The 18,936-nt window shown below is 35.5% G+C and carries 12 protein-coding genes; 7 read left to right on the forward strand and 5 right to left on the reverse strand.

Going from position 1 to position 18,936, the window contains the following annotated elements:
* Positions 1–65: 65 nt before the first annotated feature.
* Entirely contained in the window at positions 66–2,756 is a 2,691-nt protein-coding gene (locus DCC35_RS20240; RefSeq protein ID WP_137092522.1) for a TonB-dependent receptor, read from the reverse strand.
* A 547-nt stretch (positions 2,757–3,303) separates the two neighbouring features.
* Between DCC35_RS20240 and DCC35_RS20245 the strand changes: the two genes are divergently transcribed.
* On the forward strand, positions 3,304–3,519 hold the full coding sequence (locus DCC35_RS20245) for a hypothetical protein (RefSeq protein ID WP_137092523.1): 216 nt from the start codon (positions 3,304–3,306) through the stop codon (positions 3,517–3,519).
* A gap of 290 nt (positions 3,520–3,809) precedes the next feature.
* Here DCC35_RS20245 and DCC35_RS20250 read toward each other — a convergent pair whose 3' ends face one another.
* From DCC35_RS20250 to DCC35_RS20260, 3 genes are read right to left on the reverse strand one after another with little or no spacing between them, the layout of a single operon-like run.
* On the reverse strand, positions 3,810–6,353 hold the full coding sequence (locus tag DCC35_RS20250; protein ID WP_137092524.1) for a TonB-dependent receptor: 2,544 nt from the start codon (positions 6,351–6,353) through the stop codon (positions 3,810–3,812).
* Complete coding sequence (locus DCC35_RS20255) at positions 6,353–7,258, reverse strand: FecR family protein (protein ID WP_137092525.1); 906 nt, start codon at positions 7,256–7,258, stop codon at positions 6,353–6,355. The genes DCC35_RS20250 and DCC35_RS20255 overlap by 1 nt, the downstream gene beginning before the upstream one ends.
* 38 nt (positions 7,259–7,296) lie before the next feature.
* Entirely contained in the window at positions 7,297–7,827 is a 531-nt protein-coding gene (locus tag DCC35_RS20260; protein ID WP_137092526.1) for an RNA polymerase sigma factor, read from the reverse strand.
* Between the two features lie 148 nt (positions 7,828–7,975).
* On the opposite strand from DCC35_RS20260, the gene DCC35_RS20265 reads away from it, so the two are divergent.
* Positions 7,976–8,968 carry a hypothetical protein gene (locus DCC35_RS20265; protein WP_137092527.1) on the forward strand — a complete coding sequence of 331 codons (993 nt, stop codon included), beginning with the start codon at positions 7,976–7,978 and terminating at the stop codon, positions 8,966–8,968.
* Positions 8,969–9,082: 114 nt separating this feature from the next.
* Entirely contained in the window at positions 9,083–10,246 is a 1,164-nt protein-coding gene (locus DCC35_RS20270; RefSeq protein ID WP_137092528.1) for a hypothetical protein, read from the forward strand.
* A 50-nt stretch (positions 10,247–10,296) separates the two neighbouring features.
* Here the strand turns inward: DCC35_RS20270 and DCC35_RS20275 are convergent, their stop codons facing one another.
* Positions 10,297–11,700 carry a sugar porter family MFS transporter gene (locus DCC35_RS20275; protein ID WP_137092529.1) on the reverse strand — a complete coding sequence of 468 codons (1,404 nt, stop codon included), beginning with the start codon at positions 11,698–11,700 and terminating at the stop codon, positions 10,297–10,299.
* A 409-nt stretch (positions 11,701–12,109) separates the two neighbouring features.
* Here DCC35_RS20275 and DCC35_RS20280 point away from each other — a divergent pair, with 409 nt between their 5' ends.
* Genes DCC35_RS20280 through DCC35_RS20295 form a run of 4 tightly spaced genes read left to right on the forward strand, consistent with a single transcriptional unit; the run spans position 12,110 to position 18,784 of the window.
* The gene (locus DCC35_RS20280) at positions 12,110–14,185 is read left to right on the forward strand and encodes an HYR domain-containing protein (RefSeq protein ID WP_175402887.1); all 2,076 of its coding nucleotides are present in this window, start codon (positions 12,110–12,112) and stop codon (positions 14,183–14,185) included.
* Positions 14,166–15,110 carry a PorP/SprF family type IX secretion system membrane protein gene (locus DCC35_RS20285; RefSeq protein ID WP_137092531.1) on the forward strand — a complete coding sequence of 315 codons (945 nt, stop codon included), beginning with the start codon at positions 14,166–14,168 and terminating at the stop codon, positions 15,108–15,110. The genes DCC35_RS20280 and DCC35_RS20285 overlap by 20 nt, the downstream gene beginning before the upstream one ends.
* Positions 15,110–16,717, forward strand: a complete 1,608-nt coding sequence (locus tag DCC35_RS20290; RefSeq protein WP_137092532.1) for a tetratricopeptide repeat protein — start codon at positions 15,110–15,112, stop codon at positions 16,715–16,717. The genes DCC35_RS20285 and DCC35_RS20290 overlap by 1 nt, the downstream gene beginning before the upstream one ends.
* Entirely contained in the window at positions 16,718–18,784 is a 2,067-nt protein-coding gene (locus DCC35_RS20295) for a sensor histidine kinase (RefSeq protein WP_137092533.1), read from the forward strand. It abuts the gene before it with no gap.
* Positions 18,785–18,936: the final 152 nt, after the last annotated feature.

Raw genomic sequence — 18,936 nt, forward strand, 5'->3', positions numbered from 1 at the left:
CGCAATGCAAAAATAAAAAAGGCCGTCAAAATTGACAGCCTTTTAAAATATTTATTTTGAGGAGATTAGAATCTCATCTTCAGTCCGGTGTTCCAAGAACGACCCCAGCCAAAATAAACTCTATTTGAGATATCTGCATTTGCTGTACCTGGTATAACACGAGAAGGATCATCTGTCAAATTATTTGTAAATGCTTCAGATATATACTCCTCATTTAATAAGTTATTGACGTTAAATGTCCAGGTAAAATCTAACTTATTGATATTAAAATTATAAGAAAAACCTGCATCCATTAATCCGTATGAAGGAATTTCCCATACCTGATTTCCTGGTTCAGTAAAATCCTCTAAATCAAATCGAGCATATACATCATCAGCATAAAAATAATTAGCATAAATTTTTGCGCCTCTTATAATTTCATAGGTAGCTCCAATTGAAAATGTTGTCTGGGCTGCATCAGCTACTTTAACATCTTCCATAAATAAGCTAACATCTGATCCGATAACTTCATTAGCTTCATTAAGAACCAGCGCTTCAAAATTATTTGAATAAACCCAATCACCCAGAGAAACCATTCCGTTAATGCTTAATCCTTTTACAGGATTAGCAGTAAAGTCTAATTCAATTCCCTGATGTAATTGTTCTACATCATCAAATATTGCTCTATCATTATCATCACCATCATTATCAAAATCAACCCTAGTTATACTAAATTGTCTATTACCCCATTGGGTTCTATACAGGTTTAAATTAGCAGAAAACATCTTGCTTCTGAAACCATATCCAATTTCCAAAGCATTAACCGACTGATTCGCCGCGTCATCATTAATTGTATTATCGAATGTTGGGAAAACGTTATCGAAAATAGGTTGACGACTAAAATACCCTCCATTCATATAAACATTATGATGATCATTTATGAGGTAATTAACTCCTGCTTTTACTGTTCCTCCTAAGAAATTTTGCCAGTCGGTTTTTTGTTCAGGATCACTATCTAGATAGTTAAAATAATCTATTCTTCTAAACCCTTGATTTGAGCCTGAAAATGAAGCGAATGCTGATATTTTATCTTTTGTATATTCAATTTGAGAATACAATCCTAACCAAGATACAACCCCAACGTTATTATAGAAAATAACATTATCATCATCTCTTCCCTCAGCTGTAATATATCGAGAAGGGTTATTTCTATCGTAAATATCATAAGTTGCATCAAGCCCCATTAAGTCTTCTACTCTCCTATAGTGTAATCCTCTATAATGTCTAAAATCCAACCCTCCAACAAAATTCCAATTATCATTAATTTGATGGGTTAAGTTTGAAATGACTCCATACCAATTATGTTCATTCATTGATGCCCTTTTGAAAATACCTGGGCCACTTCTTGCATTTTCAACATACTGCCCTGCAAAAGGACCACTATAATTAGGGTCATTATCAGGCCCTAACCAAGTCGTATTATCATCACCAAAATCTGGAACAGACTCACCTTGATTCCATGCAACTATATCATCAATCCTTAATAGTCCGTTTTCTGTCTTTGGCAATTGATAATATTCAGAATCATTAATTTCTCCTCTTTCACCAGATCCTCCACCTCTTCCGAAGGATACATATGTCGAAGTAGATAATGAAGTTCTTTTATTTATATCCCAATAATGATTTAATGAAATTTGTGGTTTATGATAAAAATTATCTTCCATGCTAAATTCTTCTCCATCTAGGTATCCCCATTCCGAATTATACCTTATCCCATATTCCTGATATGCAGAATATGGGTTTGCAAATGCTCGTTGATTGTGTTGCTGTGGAGCTCCAAATGCTGTGAAATGTAAAGAGTGCTTTTCATTAAAAACTTTGGCCATTGATAAAAAATAAGACCAACCTCTAAATTGCGTTCCATCTACATATCCATCACCTCTTGTATGTGTCCCCTGTACCGATAATGCAAAGCCATTTTCCATAAGGCCAGTAGAATACATTAAACCATATTTTTGATACCCATCATTACCGAAAGACACAGAAGCATTCCCTCCCTTATCCATTTCGGCTGCGTTTGTAATTATGTTAATTGACCCACCTACAGAAGGTACTGCTAGTTTTGATGCTCCAAGACCTCTTTGAACCTGCATTGAAGAAGTTACATCAGATAATCCAGCCCAATTTGACCAATAAACCCAACCGTTTTCCATATCATTAACCGGAATACCGTTGATCATCACTGCTACGTTTCTCTGATCAAATCCTCTTACGTTAATTCTAGAATCTCCAAATCCACCACCTTGTTTTGTTACATAAATAGAAGGTGTATTTCTAAGTATTTCAGGAAATTCCTGGTTTCCAACTTTTTGCTGGATTTCTTTTGACTTAATAGTAGAAACAGCAACAGGAGTTTTTCTATCTACAGCAACTGAAGCTATTACCTGTACTTCACTTAATCCTACTGCTGCAAGTTCGAGTTTAATTGTCCCGACATTTACAGTTCCTCCTTCTGGTACTGTTACATCAATTTTTTTAGTTTCATACCCTATATAAGAAATATCAAGGGTTTTATCTCCCGCTGGAACATTATCAATTGTGAAATTACCATCAAGGTCTGCTATAGCACCTGTAGTAGTTCCTGCAACAACTACATTGGCACCAAGCAACCCTTCTCCGGTTTCACTGTCAATCAGCTTTCCGGTGATTTTTCCGGTCTGCCCGAATGCGGTTAGTGAGGCAAACACGAATGCTAAAACGAGTAAACGTTTAATCATAATAGTTATAGTTTGGTTTGAATAATTCGGCGACAAAGATAATTTCCCGACATTAAGTGTCATGTTTGTTAAGGTTATCTTTCTTTAAAAACATCCCGACATTGTTAACAATTTCTTAACATTAGATTATCGAGATCATTTGCCTGCAAAAAGGAAGGGCATAGGTCGTAACACTTTGAATTAAAGCGTTTCAACATTTTCCTTGACAAATATTAAAAAATATTCTCATAAATCATATTTCACCTTATTACCGTTTTATTAACATTTTTTTGCAAAGCAAGGGAATGAGTTATTAGATGATTAGTAAAAGGTTATTGGTTTGTTGAATTGTAATATTTGGTTATTGGGCATTTAGTTATTAGTTATTTGGTTATTAAGTTATTGGCTAGGATTAGAATATAGCTCAAAGTTGATTCCGTTTCGTGGGGTATTCCGGTACGTGGGGACACGTACCAGGGCGAGAAAGAGTGAGATTGAGAGCGAGGGTGGGAAGGCAGTTGGTTATGGTTATTAGTGATTTGTTATAAAGTTATTGGTTAGGATTAGTATGTGGCTTTTGATTCTGGTACGTGAGGACACGTACCAGGGCGATGGCAGAGTGAGAATTGAGGGCGGAGAGGGGGAAGGATCCTGTGAAAATGGCACCTTTGGTCAAACATCCTATCATCACCCTACATCGTCATATCGATCGGTGACCAGATTTAAAGATAGTCTCAATAATCATTATATGACATTTAAAATGAGTGTTGCAATCGCAAAGTAAGAGAGATATCTGTCTGTTTAGGGCAGTTGGTTGAGGTGATTAGTGATTTGTTATAAAGTTATTGGTTGGGAATAGAATGTGGCTTAAGATATCACTTAAGGTATATATTCCTGTACGTAGTAAGTTCCGGTATTTGGGGACCCGTACCAGGGCGGGCGGAGAGGTTGAGTATGAAGAACGGGAGTGTGAATAGAGGTTTTCTCTGTGTTCTTTGCGTTCCCTTGACGACTTCCTACCTCGGTGTCAGGGTAAAGGATCTGTGGTAAAAATAAACAGCTTGCTGTTTCCGGTCACCAAAAAACTCTAAATGACAAATTAGGCGTTATACCCAATCCATAAATTCGATTGTCGATTAACTGATTATCTATCCCGGGAGTGGTTCGAAACTCACGGTTTAGCAGGTTTTCCCGATCATATAGGTTTAATACTGATGCTCCTACTCGGTACCTGAGATTATTTTTCTTACCGGTATAAAACTCATAAATTATAGAAAAATCAAGTCGGTGATAGACTGGTAAATTCCTGCCGTTTAAACTTCCATAATTTATTAGTAATGGTCCGGCACCATCATCCTCCACAGTGACATTTGTAAAGGTTTTACCCGTATGCCAGGTCCAGCCCAATGAGAATTCCCAGTCTCTTAATTTATAATAGGCTGTCCATTTTAAAGTATGCTCAATATTCCAGTTACCAGGGAAAGGCTGATCATCATTTAATCCCATAAACTTATTTTCACTAAACAAATACGAATAGCTGGCCCATGACCTGAACTGGCCAATCTGTTTTTTTATCAACACATCTGATCCCCTGATACTGCTACTCCCCAGCCTGAATTGATTGTCTGTCGGATTCAGGAATCCAAATGTCAGAGTAGTTATATTATCTATTTCCCGGTAATACCCTTCGATATCAATTAGCCAACCCTTATTGTCATATGCAAAGCCGGTAGAAAACTGGTAGGATTCAATCACAGGGAAGCCGTCCGTTGAAGCCATTGACCAGATTTGATTTTCTAATGAAAGATCACTGACCACTGATTCGCGTATCTGACTCACTGTTTGGGTTCGATATTCTGCAGTTGCATTAAAATAAAAATCATTGGCTAAACTCTGCTCCAGCGCAATTCGAGGCTCAAAATACGTTTGATTAAGTTCGGTATAATGATTAATCCTGATTCCGGCCGATACAGAAGATTTATTTGCCTTCAATTCATATTGCCCAAAAAGAGAGTGAGTATTTAATGTTTCATCTGCCTGATCCAAAATCAGGTTATAGCCAGGTCCTGAATTTTTAAACTGGTATTGAACCCTAGTATTGGCAAACTGGTATCCGGCTTTTAATTCGGAATTATCGTTTAAATTAAATTTGACAAAACTATTAATCCCTTGATCATCGATGGAATTGTTCTTAAAAGAACTTTCAATTACAGAGGTAAGCTGGCGTTTAAACTGATAATTAAGCAAATAACCAGTATAATACCCCTCTATCCCGAGTTCGAAACCTGAGGCTTTATGTAGCCATTCGAGATTGTATCCCTCATTTTTGGTATTAAGAAAATCAGTATACCTGACATCCTGATCATCGGACTGAAATTGAAGGTCATTTTCAGTATAAAGCGAATTGAAAGTAATCTTATTTTTATTATCTACCTGGTAGTTTATTCCTGTAGTAAAGTCATTAAAATAAAATTTATTATCAGAAGTTTGATTTGTTGAAGCAGGCAACTCCCCAATCTTTGTATTTTGAAATACCCTTTTGGAATAGCTATCATAGGTAAATGTCTCCAGGTAATCGTTAAAAGACCGGCGAGCTGAAACTGTTGCTGACAATTTATTTTTTATTACCGGAATATTAAAATTAACATCCCCGTAGATCATATTTAAGCCGGCACTGCCTTTGAATTCATCATTTATTTCTTTATCTGACTTCAAATCGATCACTCCTGAAATTCGATCTCCGTATTCAGGACTTACGCCGTTTTTTACAAACAACACTTCCTCAATAACATACGGATTAAAAGCTGAAAGCATTCCGAAAAAATGGCTTTGGTTGTAAGTCTTTATTCCATTCCACTTCACCAGGTTCATATCAGGAGATGTTCCCCTAACATATATTCCGGATGCTGTCTCAAAAGGCCCGTTTACTCCCGGCAATTGTTGGATACTCTGCAAAATATCCGGCTCGATTAGTCCCGGTAATGTTCCAAGTTCGTCGGGCTTAAGAATTATTTCGTTATTGACTTTAGACATTCCCCCAACCAGGAAATCACTATAAACTAATTCAGGTAATTTATTTACCTGGTCATCCAGGTTTATTTCAGGACATTCATTTTGATAAATATTTTTTACAGATAATTCAGTTTTCGCAAACCCTAAATGTTGAATAGATATTTCACCACCGAAGTGAACCTCGTTAAATTCAAAATATCCTCGCTTATCGCTTTGAGTGGATTTCTTTTGTCCTTTTATTTTAAGAAAAGCATTATATACAGGTTCGCCGAGATCGTCTTTCAAATAACCACATACTTCTACCTTATCTTCATCTGCAAAAGGTCTGATAACGATATTATTTTCATTCACCCTTATGAAATTAAGAGTTAACACCCGTTCCAGTCTCCATATTATATCTTGGAGACGTTGACCTTCGTAGCTAATCGGTTCTATTGTTTTGTCAGTAATAACCGAATCGATATAAGAAAACCGAACCTGGTGAATGCTTTGCAGGTCGGAAAGAACTGTTTCGAGCTTTACTTCAGATACCTGAGAAGTTTCCGATTGCCCGCAGACACAACAAATCGAAGTTACAAGAAGGCAAATAGCAAAAAATACTCTCATTAATTTCCTGTAAAAATTATTTCACCTTGTTTTTGTTCGTATTCAATTCCAAGTGAACCAGATATAATTTCCAGCGCAGTATTCAAATCATCATTAGGAAAACGACCGCTAAATGTTAGTTCTTCAGAAATATTTTCTGCTCTGACTTTAACTCCATATTGATTTTCAAGGGTTAGAAAAACATAATTGATCGGTGCATTATCAAACTCACTGTAATCAGACAACCAGGCCGGTGAATTCAAATCCGTATTCTTTTGATTTACCTTATCATCACTAATCTGCACCATCATTCCCGGACTTAGCTCAATACTTTTTGCTCCTGATTCGACCAGAACCCGCCCTTCATAACAGGCTACGAAAAAATAGCCATTAAGCTGAGATACATTAAACTCCGTCCCCAATACAGACACCTGGCCTGATGATGTTGAAACTGTGAATTTCATACCCTTTTCGACATCAAAGAAAGCTTCTCCATTAAGAGTAACCACCCGATTCTCATTCCATTTATCTTCATTAAATTCTATCTGCGAGTTTGCATTGACCATTACCTTTGAGCCATCAGGCAATACCACTTCAGAAATTTCGCCATACCCTGTTTTTATTTCTGTGGTGGGATGGTAAAAGAATAAAAATGCAGCAAAGATTATTGCTACTGCAGCAGCGGCACTCCACCACCACACTGATGTTGTTTTACCTGAAACACTGGCTTTTTGTGATGTTTGAGCTTTAATTTTTTGCAATACCATTTCTTCGTCAAAAGATTCACGCTCAATATTTTCAGTAGCGGCGATTATCTTCTGATATTTTTTAAAATCCTCACTTTCTTCAAAAGCTTTTCTCTCCTCTTCGGTGAGTTCATTGTTTAGCCAGCGGGCCAGAAATGTATCGTCAAAATTTTCACTCATATTTTATCTGCTTATAATAATAACGAACAGGACCTTATTTACCCTACCCCCTCATCCAGAATTTTTTTAATCTTAATTAACGCTTTGTGCATTAATTTTTCAATTGCCTTTGGGCTGACCTCCATAATTTCTGCAATTTCTTTATAAGTCTTTTTTTCTACCCTGTTGAGAAGATAGGCTGTACGTTGTCGATCCGGCAGGTTATTTATCGCTTCGGTTAAGTGATCCATATATTCTTTTTCAATGATCAGGTATTCTGGCGATACGTTGTTTTCCTTATCCGAATCGATTTTAGAGACCTTTTCATAGTATTTTAATTTGACTTGTTCGTGCCGCTTTACGCTTGTCATCAGGTTACTGGCTGCCGTATACAAAAATCCTTTTGCCTTTTCGTATGGAATCTCTGCGCATTTTTGCCAGAGCTTCACAAAGGCATCCTGGACTGCATCATTTGCCTGTTCTTTATCTCCAAACCGATAACTTAAATAAGAAAACAGAGATCTTGCCTCCTCTTTAAAAAGAGAATCAAAATTCTTTTCATCACATACAGATCTTTTTTTCTCAGGCATAATTGAAACCTAAAGCTATACGATTTTACTTTTTTCTCAAATCATTTAATTTTTTTTAGTTGAGGGGGTAGGGTATGGATATGGTTCATGCGTCTTAATGGCAAAACGGGGAATCCCATATTTTTTCAACCCATAAAAAATTATTAAAATGAAGACTAACTTTAGAATTCCAGCTTATTTTACAGCATTTCTACTTTTACTGGCAACAGCCTGTTTTGAAGAAAGCGAACCGGTAAATGGTGACGATCCAAACGAAGATAATGGTGTTGTTGACAATGACTCAACATCTTCGGACAGCACAGAGTGTCCTGAACTACATTTCACCTATGAACATGATTCTTTTGGTGTTTATGTTTTCACAGCAGATTTTGAAGGAATAGATGAAACACCCTTTTTGTGGTATGTTGACGGTGAGCCTGTCGGACAAATCGCAGTGGACTCCACATCAGACACACTTTATTGGCAGTTTAATCCTGGCCAGCACAGAGTATGCATTAAAGCGAATACCGATGAATGCAGTGAGCTTACCTTTTGTGAATCTATCACCTATGATCCCATTAACTATGGTTGCCCAAACCTTTCATTCACAAAAAACATCATTAGCTCGAGAAACTATGAATTTTTTGCAGAAATCAGCAATCCAGATACACTTGCATGGTATGGCTGGATGGTCAATGGGGAAATTGTTGAAAGCGAGGGATATCAGCATGATGGTGACAACTACCTCAATTATATATTCGAATCTGAGGGAACTTATGAAGTTTGTCTTATCACAGAAACTCCAGAGTGCCCTGAAAGCATTAGTTATTGTGAAAATTATACTATTCAATTTGATGATACTCCTAATGATTCGTCGGGAACGGTAGCTGAATGCAGAGACCTGCGTTTTAGTTATGCAAAAGACGATAATGATTCAACTTATACTTTTACGGCAGATTTCCAGGATAGAGATTCAATAACTTACAGCTGGTCTGTTTACATCAACGGAGATTACCAGGGAGGTAAAACCAGGCAGGCCGGTAGTGAAAGCGGGCATACATTCACCTTGTACTTCCAGCCTGATGATGATTACGTAGTATGTCTGAAACAAGTAGATGGTGATTGTGACAATTACCAAACGTGTGAAGAGATTAGATTTTAAGTTGCTTTTTTGTTCATAATTCGAAGGCCGCTTCTGATCCCGGCGGCCTTTATTTTCTTCTTTATATAAGGCCCGAATTGTCAATAAATATTATCTTGGTGCTTGCTTAACTTTATGAAAAGATCAATTACAAATATTATCCTGTTGCTCACAGCAATTATCACGTTATATTCGTGCGTGGATAATGATCTTGATCTTCAACCTCAGCAAGATATCCAAACCACAGAAAGTACTGCCTTGCTCACCTTTTTAAATGCATATAATGATCCATTCGAAGGAATCGCTGACAATGGAATCACCTTTGTTTTCCCCATCTATGTAACCTACACCAACGGAGTTATCGTTGAGATCATCGATGAACAAGGGCTAAATTCGGTTTTGCAAGGCCAATCTGCTGATTTTTATGTAAGTGAAATCAAATTTCCAGCAGAAATTGATGTAGCTGGAACCATCAGGGTTATAAATAATGAATCGGAGTTTAATAATTTTCTTAATGAAATCGGCATAAAAACATTCGAAGAAGATTTTTTAAATAAATTCCTCCAGTGCTTTGATTTTGGATACCCTGCCAGGGCAAATGATACACTATTTGAAAATGCCGGTCAGTTTCTCGATTTTATAGACAGAAAACCTGAAAATACCCCTTTGAGTCTGAATTTTCCACAAAATTTATTGATTTACAGCTTAGACTCTGTAATAGTTTTTAATAATGAATTCGAGGTATTAAACCTTCTTAATAATTGTGAGGGCTGTCCTCAGTTGTCATTTACAACCAGAACAGATAACATAACTAATTATACCTTTATTGCAGATTTTCCTCAAGTCGATAGTATACCGGGATATCAATGGTATATAAACGGGGAATTTATAGAAAATGATGGAGTTGACTATCAGGGTGACAATCAATTAACGAGAACTTTCGAACCAGGTGAATATACAGTTTGCATAGCTGCAAGTACCGATGATTGCATGTTGGGTACAGAGTATTGCGAAACGATTTTTGTCGAAGATCCATGCCCTCAGCTTTTCTTTAACGTGAGTGATTCTACCGAAAACAACTATACGTTTATGGCTGATTTCGCTCAAATGAACAGCATAGGTTACAGCTGGGAACTTTACCAAAACGGCGATTTGTTAGCATCCGAATTTGAAGATGGTAATGGAGACAATCAGTTTTTCTACCAATTTACTCAGGGCACTTATAATATGTGCATGACAGCTGAAACACCTGAATGCCCTCAAGGAACTTCATATTGCGAAGAAATCGTTATCCAATAAAAAAGCCCTGTCAAAAAGACAAGGCTAATTCTATTAAAAGTAATAATCTTTTATTCAATCTTACCGTATTTCTCAGCCCAGATATCTTCAAGTTCTTCCAGACTACGGCCTTTAGTTTCAATAATAAATTTCCTGGTAAACAATATCAATAAGATTATGCAAATCGAAAATATGAAATAAGGAAGTGATTTATTCCATGGGCCTTCAACATTTACTTCACTGTTGGCAATAATTGGGAAGGTCTGAGAAACCAGGTAGTTACCGGCCCATTGCACAGCCACTGCTATAGACATAGCAATACTTCTGATTTTATTAGGAAACATTTCTGATAGAAGAACCCAGGTCACAGGACCCATACTCATTGCGAATGAACCAATGAACATCAATACTCCGATTAATGACACCAGGCCTACCTGGTTCAAATAAAGCGAACCACCGAGCATGATGAATCCTAACAACATACCAAAACTACCAATAATAATCAGAGGCTTTCTACCTAGTTTATCGACAGTGAACATTGCGATAAAGGTAAAGATGAAGTTTACTGCAGCTAAGAGAATCTGCTGAGCCAATACATCTTCTTGCTTGAAACCAAGTGCCTTCTCAAAAATATCACTACCATAATATAATACAGCGTTTATTCCCGTTAATTGCTGGAATAACGAAAGCAATGAACCTATAATGATAATCGCAAGAGCAGACTTCTGAAAAATTGAAACTTCCTTTTTCTCCAGTGACTGTTCTTTTTGAAGTGATTGCTTTATTTCTGTGATTTCTCTTTGTGCGGCTTCCGGTTCGTGAAGTTTGTTTAATACTTTCAACGCATCATCTTCACGTCCTGCTAGCACTAACCATCTCGGACTTTGAGGAATAAAAAAAGTTAATATTAAGAACAATGAACAAGGAATTAACTCTGACCAGAACATCCATCTCCAACCAACCTCAATATTTTCTGTTGGAGTAAAATTCTGTCCAATAAAATAAGTAGCCAGGAATACTACGAAGAAACCGGTTACAATAGCCAACTGATAAAAAGTAACTAATATACCTCTACGATCTTTTGGTGCTATCTCAGCGATATAAGTTGGCGCTGCCATTGATGCCAGACCAATACCTAAACCTCCTAATATTCTGAATGTCACTAATAATGGAATAGATTCAGGTAAAATTTCTGGCAATCCTGATCCCCAGGCAGACATCGTAAATAAGACTGCCGATATAATCAAAGTGATTTTCCTACCGATAACCCGAGTCGAAGGGCCAGCTAGCAAGGCTCCAAAAAAACATCCTATTAATGCACTGGACACAACCCATCCTTGCATTACGGAATCTAATTCAAAGTATTTAGTGAAGTAAAACTGGGAGCCATTGATCACCCCGGTATCGTAACCAAAAAGTAGTCCACCAAGAGCAGCGACTGATGTTACGAGAATCAATAATCCATTTTTTGACATGTCTGATTTCGGTTCGTTGAAATATAGTTGTTCAAATAATAATTTCGAATATAATAAATAAATATTGAATCAAGACTTCAGGGGCATTTATTAGTTTTTAGAATTAACACCCTTTCGACATATGATATAAACGTCTTGCTATTTTGTTCTGAATGTCCACTTATCAAAAACTCATAAACTAATTCAATTTAAATAATACACACATTATTTATCATCGTAAAAAGTAGATTAATTCAATATATTTTTCGAATATTCATATTTTATCTCTATATTGTCTTCGTGGGATAAATATTTTTTTGTGGATTTTTTATGAGTGAAGGGATTTTACCCGTCATTTTGAATTTTTATGACAAATTATAAGTTTAATAGCTTTTTAAAGATCGTATTCTTTCTATTAACATCGCTTTTTTTGCAATCGAATGTAAAAGGCAATTGTATTGTTGACTTCAATAATAATTCACATCTAAAAATTTCCAATACTTGCTCTTTACCAATACAAAATCTTGAACTTGGAAAAAATATTTCATTGAGCACCAGTGATTCATTTACATTTGACGCTCCGGAAGATATATTTATTGATGGTTCCTTAAAACTATTTTCTTCGGGCAACGGACAGGTGATCATACCTTCCGGAGTTCATGTTTATATCAAAGGAAACCTGCATGCTGAAAGTGCCGACAGCCAGTGTGAAGCTGGCAATCCTTGTAGCTTAAGCTTTGTTATTAATGGAAGTTTAACTGTAGAAGGCAATCTTCATAATAAAATTAATGAATTAAAGTGGGAAGGTATCGGGACAGTCAATGTACTTTCAAATTTCGACAATACTAATAGTGGATGCATGAATTGTGGCAATACATGCCCTGCATTTAATGATAATGGAAGTTGTAAAGATGATGGCAATTGTTCAGAGGATTTTTGCATTACCAACTATGGCAGCGAAGCCATAAAAAAAGCGGACACCGAGCCTCCGGTTTTTGAATATTGCCCGGGAAATCAAACAATTTATACTTCAGAAACAGGTTGTACAGCTACTGCCGGATGGAGTGATCCAATTGTAAGCGATAACAGCGGAACTTTTACTTTAAATTCTAATATTGAAAAGGGAAGTATTCTTGAAAAAGGCTTTCATACCGTAACCTATACTGCAACGGATGAGGCTGGCAATTCTTCAACATGTTCATTTTCCATAATTGTATCAGATAATATTTTCCCATCCTATAATACCTCTTGCCCAAACGATATTTACAGAGAAGGATATCAAAGTATTTCCTGGACTGAACCAAAATTTACTGATAATTGCTCAATCAGCAGGGTTGAGCGGTCACATAATCCGGGTGATTATTTTAATGTAGGAAGTCATGTTGTTACATATAAAGCCTACGACGAAAGTAACAATCTTACGACTTGCTCATTCAATATTATTGTACAAGGAGTTTCAGGTCCTGAAATTACTTACTGTCCGAATGACGTGATTGTCAGTGTAAATTCGAATTGTGAAAGTCAGGCATTCTGGAACGAACCCGAAGGTGATTTCGAGAATATCTTCTCAAAAACACAAAACTTCTATTCAGGAGACATATTTCCTCTAGGCAGAACTAACGTTGAATACATTTATACAGACATACAAGGAGCAAGTGTCTGCTCTTTTGATATTATTGTAAAAGATGATACACCTCCTGTAATCAATGGAATTCCCAATGATATTATTATAAATACAGATAAAAGAGGTTCAGCAGTAACCTGGGCAGACCCAACAGTTGTTGATAATTGTGCTGCTACTTTATTTTCCAGCCATAAACCAAATGATAACTTCCCTGAGGGCAAAACACTTGTCAGATATACTGCAACTGACAATTCTCAAAATAAAACAACAGAAGAATTTACTGTCAGCATAGTGGTCAACCATCCTCCGATTATACAAAATGATACCCTTGAAGTAATTAAAAGTGACCGGGTTGAAGTTTGCCCGGTTATCTCGGACCCAGATCAGGATAATATTTTTATTAACGACTATTCTATCAATTCAACAGGAGGTCAGATCACTAATCGGACCCAGGCAAATCAATGCCTTGAAATATCAACTGTTGATTTACAATCACAATACTCGAAAGTTAATATCGAAGTATGTGACGATGGTATTCCAGCCCTGTGTACTTCGGGAGAGTTTACAGTAAAATTTCTACCTCAGGAGGATGTTTCATCCAACATCAAACCCTATAAAATTTTCACTCCTGACAACGACACTTATAATGATGTCTGGATAATTGAAAATATAGAGTCCTATCCCGATAACCGGGTTTCGATTTTTGATCGCTGGGGAAGGGTGGTCTACGAGGCAACTGGTTATAATAATACTTCAGTTGTTTTTAATGGGAAATCCAATAGTTCAGGAAATAATGCAGATGTTCCTACTGACACTTATTTCTACAATATTGTAATAGGTAATAACATTAAAATTCAGGGTTATGTGGAGCTTCTCAGATAAGATCTTAAGGCGGATAGGTAAGATATCTTTTTTAGTATTTCTATTGAATATCTCTTTCTATTCAATTGCTCAGAATGGTCCCTTTACACAATATTTGAATAACGAATTCATTATAAACCCTGCTTATGCAGGATCAGATGATGCATTAAGTCTTACAGCAGTTTATCGAAGCCAATGGTCTAATATTGAAGGAATGCCAGTCTCTCAAACACTGAGTGCCCATTCACTTATTAAAAGCCAAAATAGTGCAATGGGAATAATCCTTAACAATGATAGAATTGGAATTCACAAAAACTTCACTGCATTGGCAGCGTATTCATACCGAATAAACTTCACAGGAGAAAAGTACTTAGCGTTAGGTATTCAGACAGGAATCAAAAATATTCAGTCGAATTATAGTAGTCTTTTACCTTATGCTCAAAATCCACTAGATCCAAAAATCTCTTCTGCAGATTTTAATTTAACACGGTTTGAAGCTGGGTTTGGTATACTTTACACCAGTGATAGATTTAATTTCAGTCTTTCAATCCCTTCCTATCCAGTTAATGGTGAAGTAAAAACAGATAGTTTAACATATTACCTAGATAAAACGAGTGTTTTTCTCTTAAGTAATTACAAAATAACTGTTTCCAACAATCTGAATATTTATCCGGGTGTCTTAATTAACTATACGAAAGGACTACCTGTAACCTATGATGCCAATTTACAAGCAGAAATAAATGAAGTCCTTACTTTTGGAGTTTCCTACAGGCATCAATCTTCAATAAATTTTTTAATGCAAGCAGTAATTCTACCTCAATTAAAAATCGGGTATGCCTTCGATTACCCAACAGGCAAAAATTCCATATTTGAGAAAGGCTCTAATGAATTAATGATCAATTATATATTTAATAGTAAGAAATCTGGTATAAGAAATCCGAGGTGATGAAAAAGAGAATTTTTACATATTGTTTTATTTTGATCATATCAGTCAATTATTCCTTTGGCCAAACGATATTTTCAGAATTAAAGTCTGATGAGAAAAGAGCTGATAAAGAATTTAATCAAGGGAATTATAAAGAGGCACTTCTATTATATCTCGATGTAAATAAATCTGACCCTGGAAATAAGAATATAATTAAAAAGCTAGCTATTACATATAAAGGACTTGATGCACCCTTAAAAGCTGCTGATTATCTTTTAAAGTATGCTGATACAAACTTGAATCTTTCTTCAGCGGAAATGTTGATGCTGGGAAATTACTTAACTGATGCCGGAAAATACAACCAGGCTATCAATTGGTTTAAAAAGTATCAAAATACCAATCCATCTAATGAACTTGTCGCTAAACAAATATGGCAATTAGAAAACAGGGACTTTTTATATGAAGATTCTGTTTTGTATGAAATTAAAAAATTACCAATCAATACAGACCAAAGAGAATTTGGTGTTTCTATTTCTGAAAAGGGAATTGTGTATTTGAGCGATCAGCCTACGTATGGTGGGTTAAAAGTAGTTGACGGACAGACTAACAGGAATTTTTTAAGGTGGTTTATTTCAGAACAAAAATATGACTCACTATTAGATTTGGCCTACTATGAAAAACCTAAAGAGTTTTTAAAAGGAATCAAATCAAAATACCACAAAGGAAATATTTATATAAGTGAAAATAGTGACACTATTTTCTATTCAAAAAACAGCCCTGTTTCTACTATTGCAAAAAAATCCCGGTTAGAAATAGTAATGATAACCAGGAAAAAAGATAAATGGTCTGAGCCAATTTCTCTGCCAATAAATAACCCTGGTTATTCTACAAATCACCCTTATTTTAACTCAACAGAACAAAAGTTATATTTCTCTTCTGATATGTCCGGGGGTTATGGAGGTTTTGATCTTTACTATTCGTCTTTCAATAACGGAAAATGGGGAAAGCCTGTAAACCTCGGTTCTTTAGTCAATACAAAAGGAAATGAATCTTACCCTTACAAAAACGGAAATTCATTTTATTTTACCTCAGATGGCCACACCGGCCTGGGAGGAATGGATATTTATAGTGTCATAGCAATTGAAAATGAATTCAGTAACTTAAAAAACCTTGGTTATCCGGTAAATACTAATTTTGATGATTTTGGACTCGTGTTATTCAATGAAGGGCAGAAGGGATATTTTTCATCTAATCGAAATAAAAATGCTCTCGATGACGACATATACCATTTAAAAATATCTCTTCAATCTTTTCCACTACTTATATCAGGGACTCTAAGATTAAAAGATCTTAATAATGTAGATGAGAACACTTCATTGCTTAAAAACGCAACACTATTATTGATAGATAAGAACAGAAAAAAGGTAGTGAGCAATTCAAAAAGTGATAATGATGGTCAATTCGAGATAAACATACCATATGATGGAGATTTTTACATAAAAGTAAGTGATAAATACCTTGGAGAAGCCCTCATAAACCTGGACATTCCCAGAAACCGTGAAGAACAATCAACTTATAAAATAGTGATTGTTAAAGAATTATTTAGTGTAAATAATAAAATCAACTAAATGTCAACTCATTCCATAATCGATAATATTATTCTTTTGAGCGGATGTAAACTTCGTCAAATTATATTGTTATTGATTATTTCAATCAGCATTAATGCACAAACAACTACCATCCAGGTACATACTTTAGATAATTCTCTCAATCCCGTTGATAATATTGAGGTTTCCGTTGAAGGAATGGATTATATACCTACAAATAGTAAAGGAATCGCATTTGTAAGTCTTGACTCTGAATCACTCCCTCCTGAAAAGATCAAAATTAAAAATCCGGAACTGGAAGCTGAATCATGGAGCTATTCCAGGGGAATTTTAGAAATCATTTTAAGAAAAAAGAATTACGAAGAAATAACCTTCAGATTAGTAAATTCTGATAACAATCCTGTCGCAAACAATGTAGTGATACTGGAAGGGCCTCAAAAAATCACCAGGAAATCAAATGAAAAAGGATATGTAACCATACCATATCCTAAGGACAGCCAATTAAGAGATCAGTATACGCTAATCGTCCCCGGCTATAATGTCACAACAAATAAAATCGAATCAAAAACTTCTCAACTTGTAGTTACCAGCCTGGAAAAACCATCTACTAAACAAATAGTAGAAAACGATGAAAAAGATATAGAAATCAATAATGACAATCCTGAATTAGCTTTTCTTGACACCATAACCACTATAGAAAGTTTTTACAGGGCCTTAATGCTTCAGGACATTAAAGCGTTTAATAAGGACGAAAAAAAGCTTATAAATGAAAAATTCTACAGACTATATCAACAATCTTCTTTTCTAAGTTCTAAAAGACCTGAACCTAAAATAGCTCCGGATGGAAATTCCACCATAGAAAGAGAGCTTGAATTGTTAAAAAGAAGTGCCGAAAATGAACAAGAATCTATTATTCAAAATAAAAATGATTTTCAGCTAAGATTAAGCAGGGTAAATGAACGATTAAGTGGACAAACCGACAACTTAACCGAGAACCAAAAAAGAGATCTGGCTGCTGAGGTTGACGCTATTGAGAATGCTTTACTTACCAGTCAACAATTGTTTACAGGTTATCAATCTGATTATCTGAAGATAATTAACGAATTAAGAGCTAAACTAGAAAACCTGGAAGGCATTCAGGGGCAACTTAAAAAGAGTGAAGAACTTAGATTAAAAGAACAGGAAGAGTTTCAGAATAAACTTTTAAAAATTACTTTAATATTTGTTGGACTCATCATATTCACTTTCATTTTAGTACTACTGGTCAGAATTTACATAAGGCAAAAGAACGAGCTTAAATCAGCAAATAATGAAGTTGCCAGAATCAATTCTCAACTTGAAAAATTAGTGAGTGACAAAACCCAATCACTTGTTAAAATAAATAATGAGTTGGATCAGTTTCTTTACCGCTCAGCACACAATTTAAGAAGACCACTTTCTTCGATTTTGGGGCTGCACAATATTGCCAAGCTTACGCTCGAGGGGGATTCCCTGGTTTTATTTGAAAAAGCTGCTCAAACTGCTTTTGAAATGGATGAATTGCTACAAAAACTTCAAATGATCAGCCATATTCATTTACCTGATTCAGCTGAATTAGTAGACTTTGAAGGAAGCGTAGATTCTATATTAGATTCTTTTGAAAAGGAAATCTCTGAAAACAACATTCGAATAAAAAAAGATATAGAGCCAGGTATGACATATATTATTTCTCCAATACTGGTTTCTATTATTCTTTCAAATCTGATTGAAAATTCAATCCGGTTTTGCGTCTATAGCAAAAAGCCTGATCCACAAATTATAATAAAAATAAGAGAGGAAAATAAGAAGGTGAAAATTACTATCAGAGACAATGGCACTGGTATTTCCAAAGATGTTTGGGACAAGATCTATGACATGTTCTTTGTTGGGTTTGAATACGGTAAAGGAAATGGTTTAGGACTGTATATTACCAAAAAAGCTGTTGAAGTTTTAAATGGTGAAATAGCTTTTACTTCAGAAGAACAAAAATTCACTCAATTTGATGTCCTTATAGCTGACAAAGCTATATCCCCAAGAAGTACTAAGAAGAAACTAGCTATCGAAGCCTGATATTTGTGGAAAACATTCCCCTTACTATATAATTATTCTACACCCTACAAATTACCGAAAGCCTCTGTAATATAATTATTTCAACACTAGAAATAACTATTTAAATAAAGCGCTTAACTACTAGTCAAACATCTGACCATAGACAGATAAAA

The organism is Mangrovivirga cuniculi (assembly GCF_005166025.1).
Taxonomy (GTDB): domain Bacteria; phylum Bacteroidota; class Bacteroidia; order Cytophagales; family Cyclobacteriaceae; genus Mangrovivirga; species Mangrovivirga cuniculi.

Excerpts from the sequence above, each read along its gene's own strand:
- DCC35_RS20240 (WP_137092522.1), bottom strand. The coding sequence starts at position 2,756 with ATGATTAAACGTTTACTCGTTTTAGCATTCGTGTTTGCCTCACTAACC.
- DCC35_RS20245 (WP_137092523.1), top strand. The coding sequence starts at position 3,304 with ATGTGGCTTTTGATTCTGGTACGTGAGGACACGTACCAGGGCGATGGC.
- DCC35_RS20250 (WP_137092524.1), bottom strand. The coding sequence starts at position 6,353 with ATGAGAGTATTTTTTGCTATTTGCCTTCTTGTAACTTCGATTTGTTGT.
- DCC35_RS20255 (WP_137092525.1), bottom strand. The coding sequence starts at position 7,258 with ATGAGTGAAAATTTTGACGATACATTTCTGGCCCGCTGGCTAAACAAT.
- DCC35_RS20260 (WP_137092526.1), bottom strand. The coding sequence starts at position 7,827 with ATGCCTGAGAAAAAAAGATCTGTATGTGATGAAAAGAATTTTGATTCT.
- DCC35_RS20265 (WP_137092527.1), top strand. The coding sequence starts at position 7,976 with ATGAAGACTAACTTTAGAATTCCAGCTTATTTTACAGCATTTCTACTT.
- DCC35_RS20270 (WP_137092528.1), top strand. The coding sequence starts at position 9,083 with ATGAAAAGATCAATTACAAATATTATCCTGTTGCTCACAGCAATTATC.
- DCC35_RS20275 (WP_137092529.1), bottom strand. The coding sequence starts at position 11,700 with ATGTCAAAAAATGGATTATTGATTCTCGTAACATCAGTCGCTGCTCTT.
- DCC35_RS20285 (WP_137092531.1), top strand. The coding sequence starts at position 14,166 with ATGTGGAGCTTCTCAGATAAGATCTTAAGGCGGATAGGTAAGATATCT.
- DCC35_RS20290 (WP_137092532.1), top strand. The coding sequence starts at position 15,110 with ATGAAAAAGAGAATTTTTACATATTGTTTTATTTTGATCATATCAGTC.
- DCC35_RS20295 (WP_137092533.1), top strand. The coding sequence starts at position 16,718 with ATGTCAACTCATTCCATAATCGATAATATTATTCTTTTGAGCGGATGT.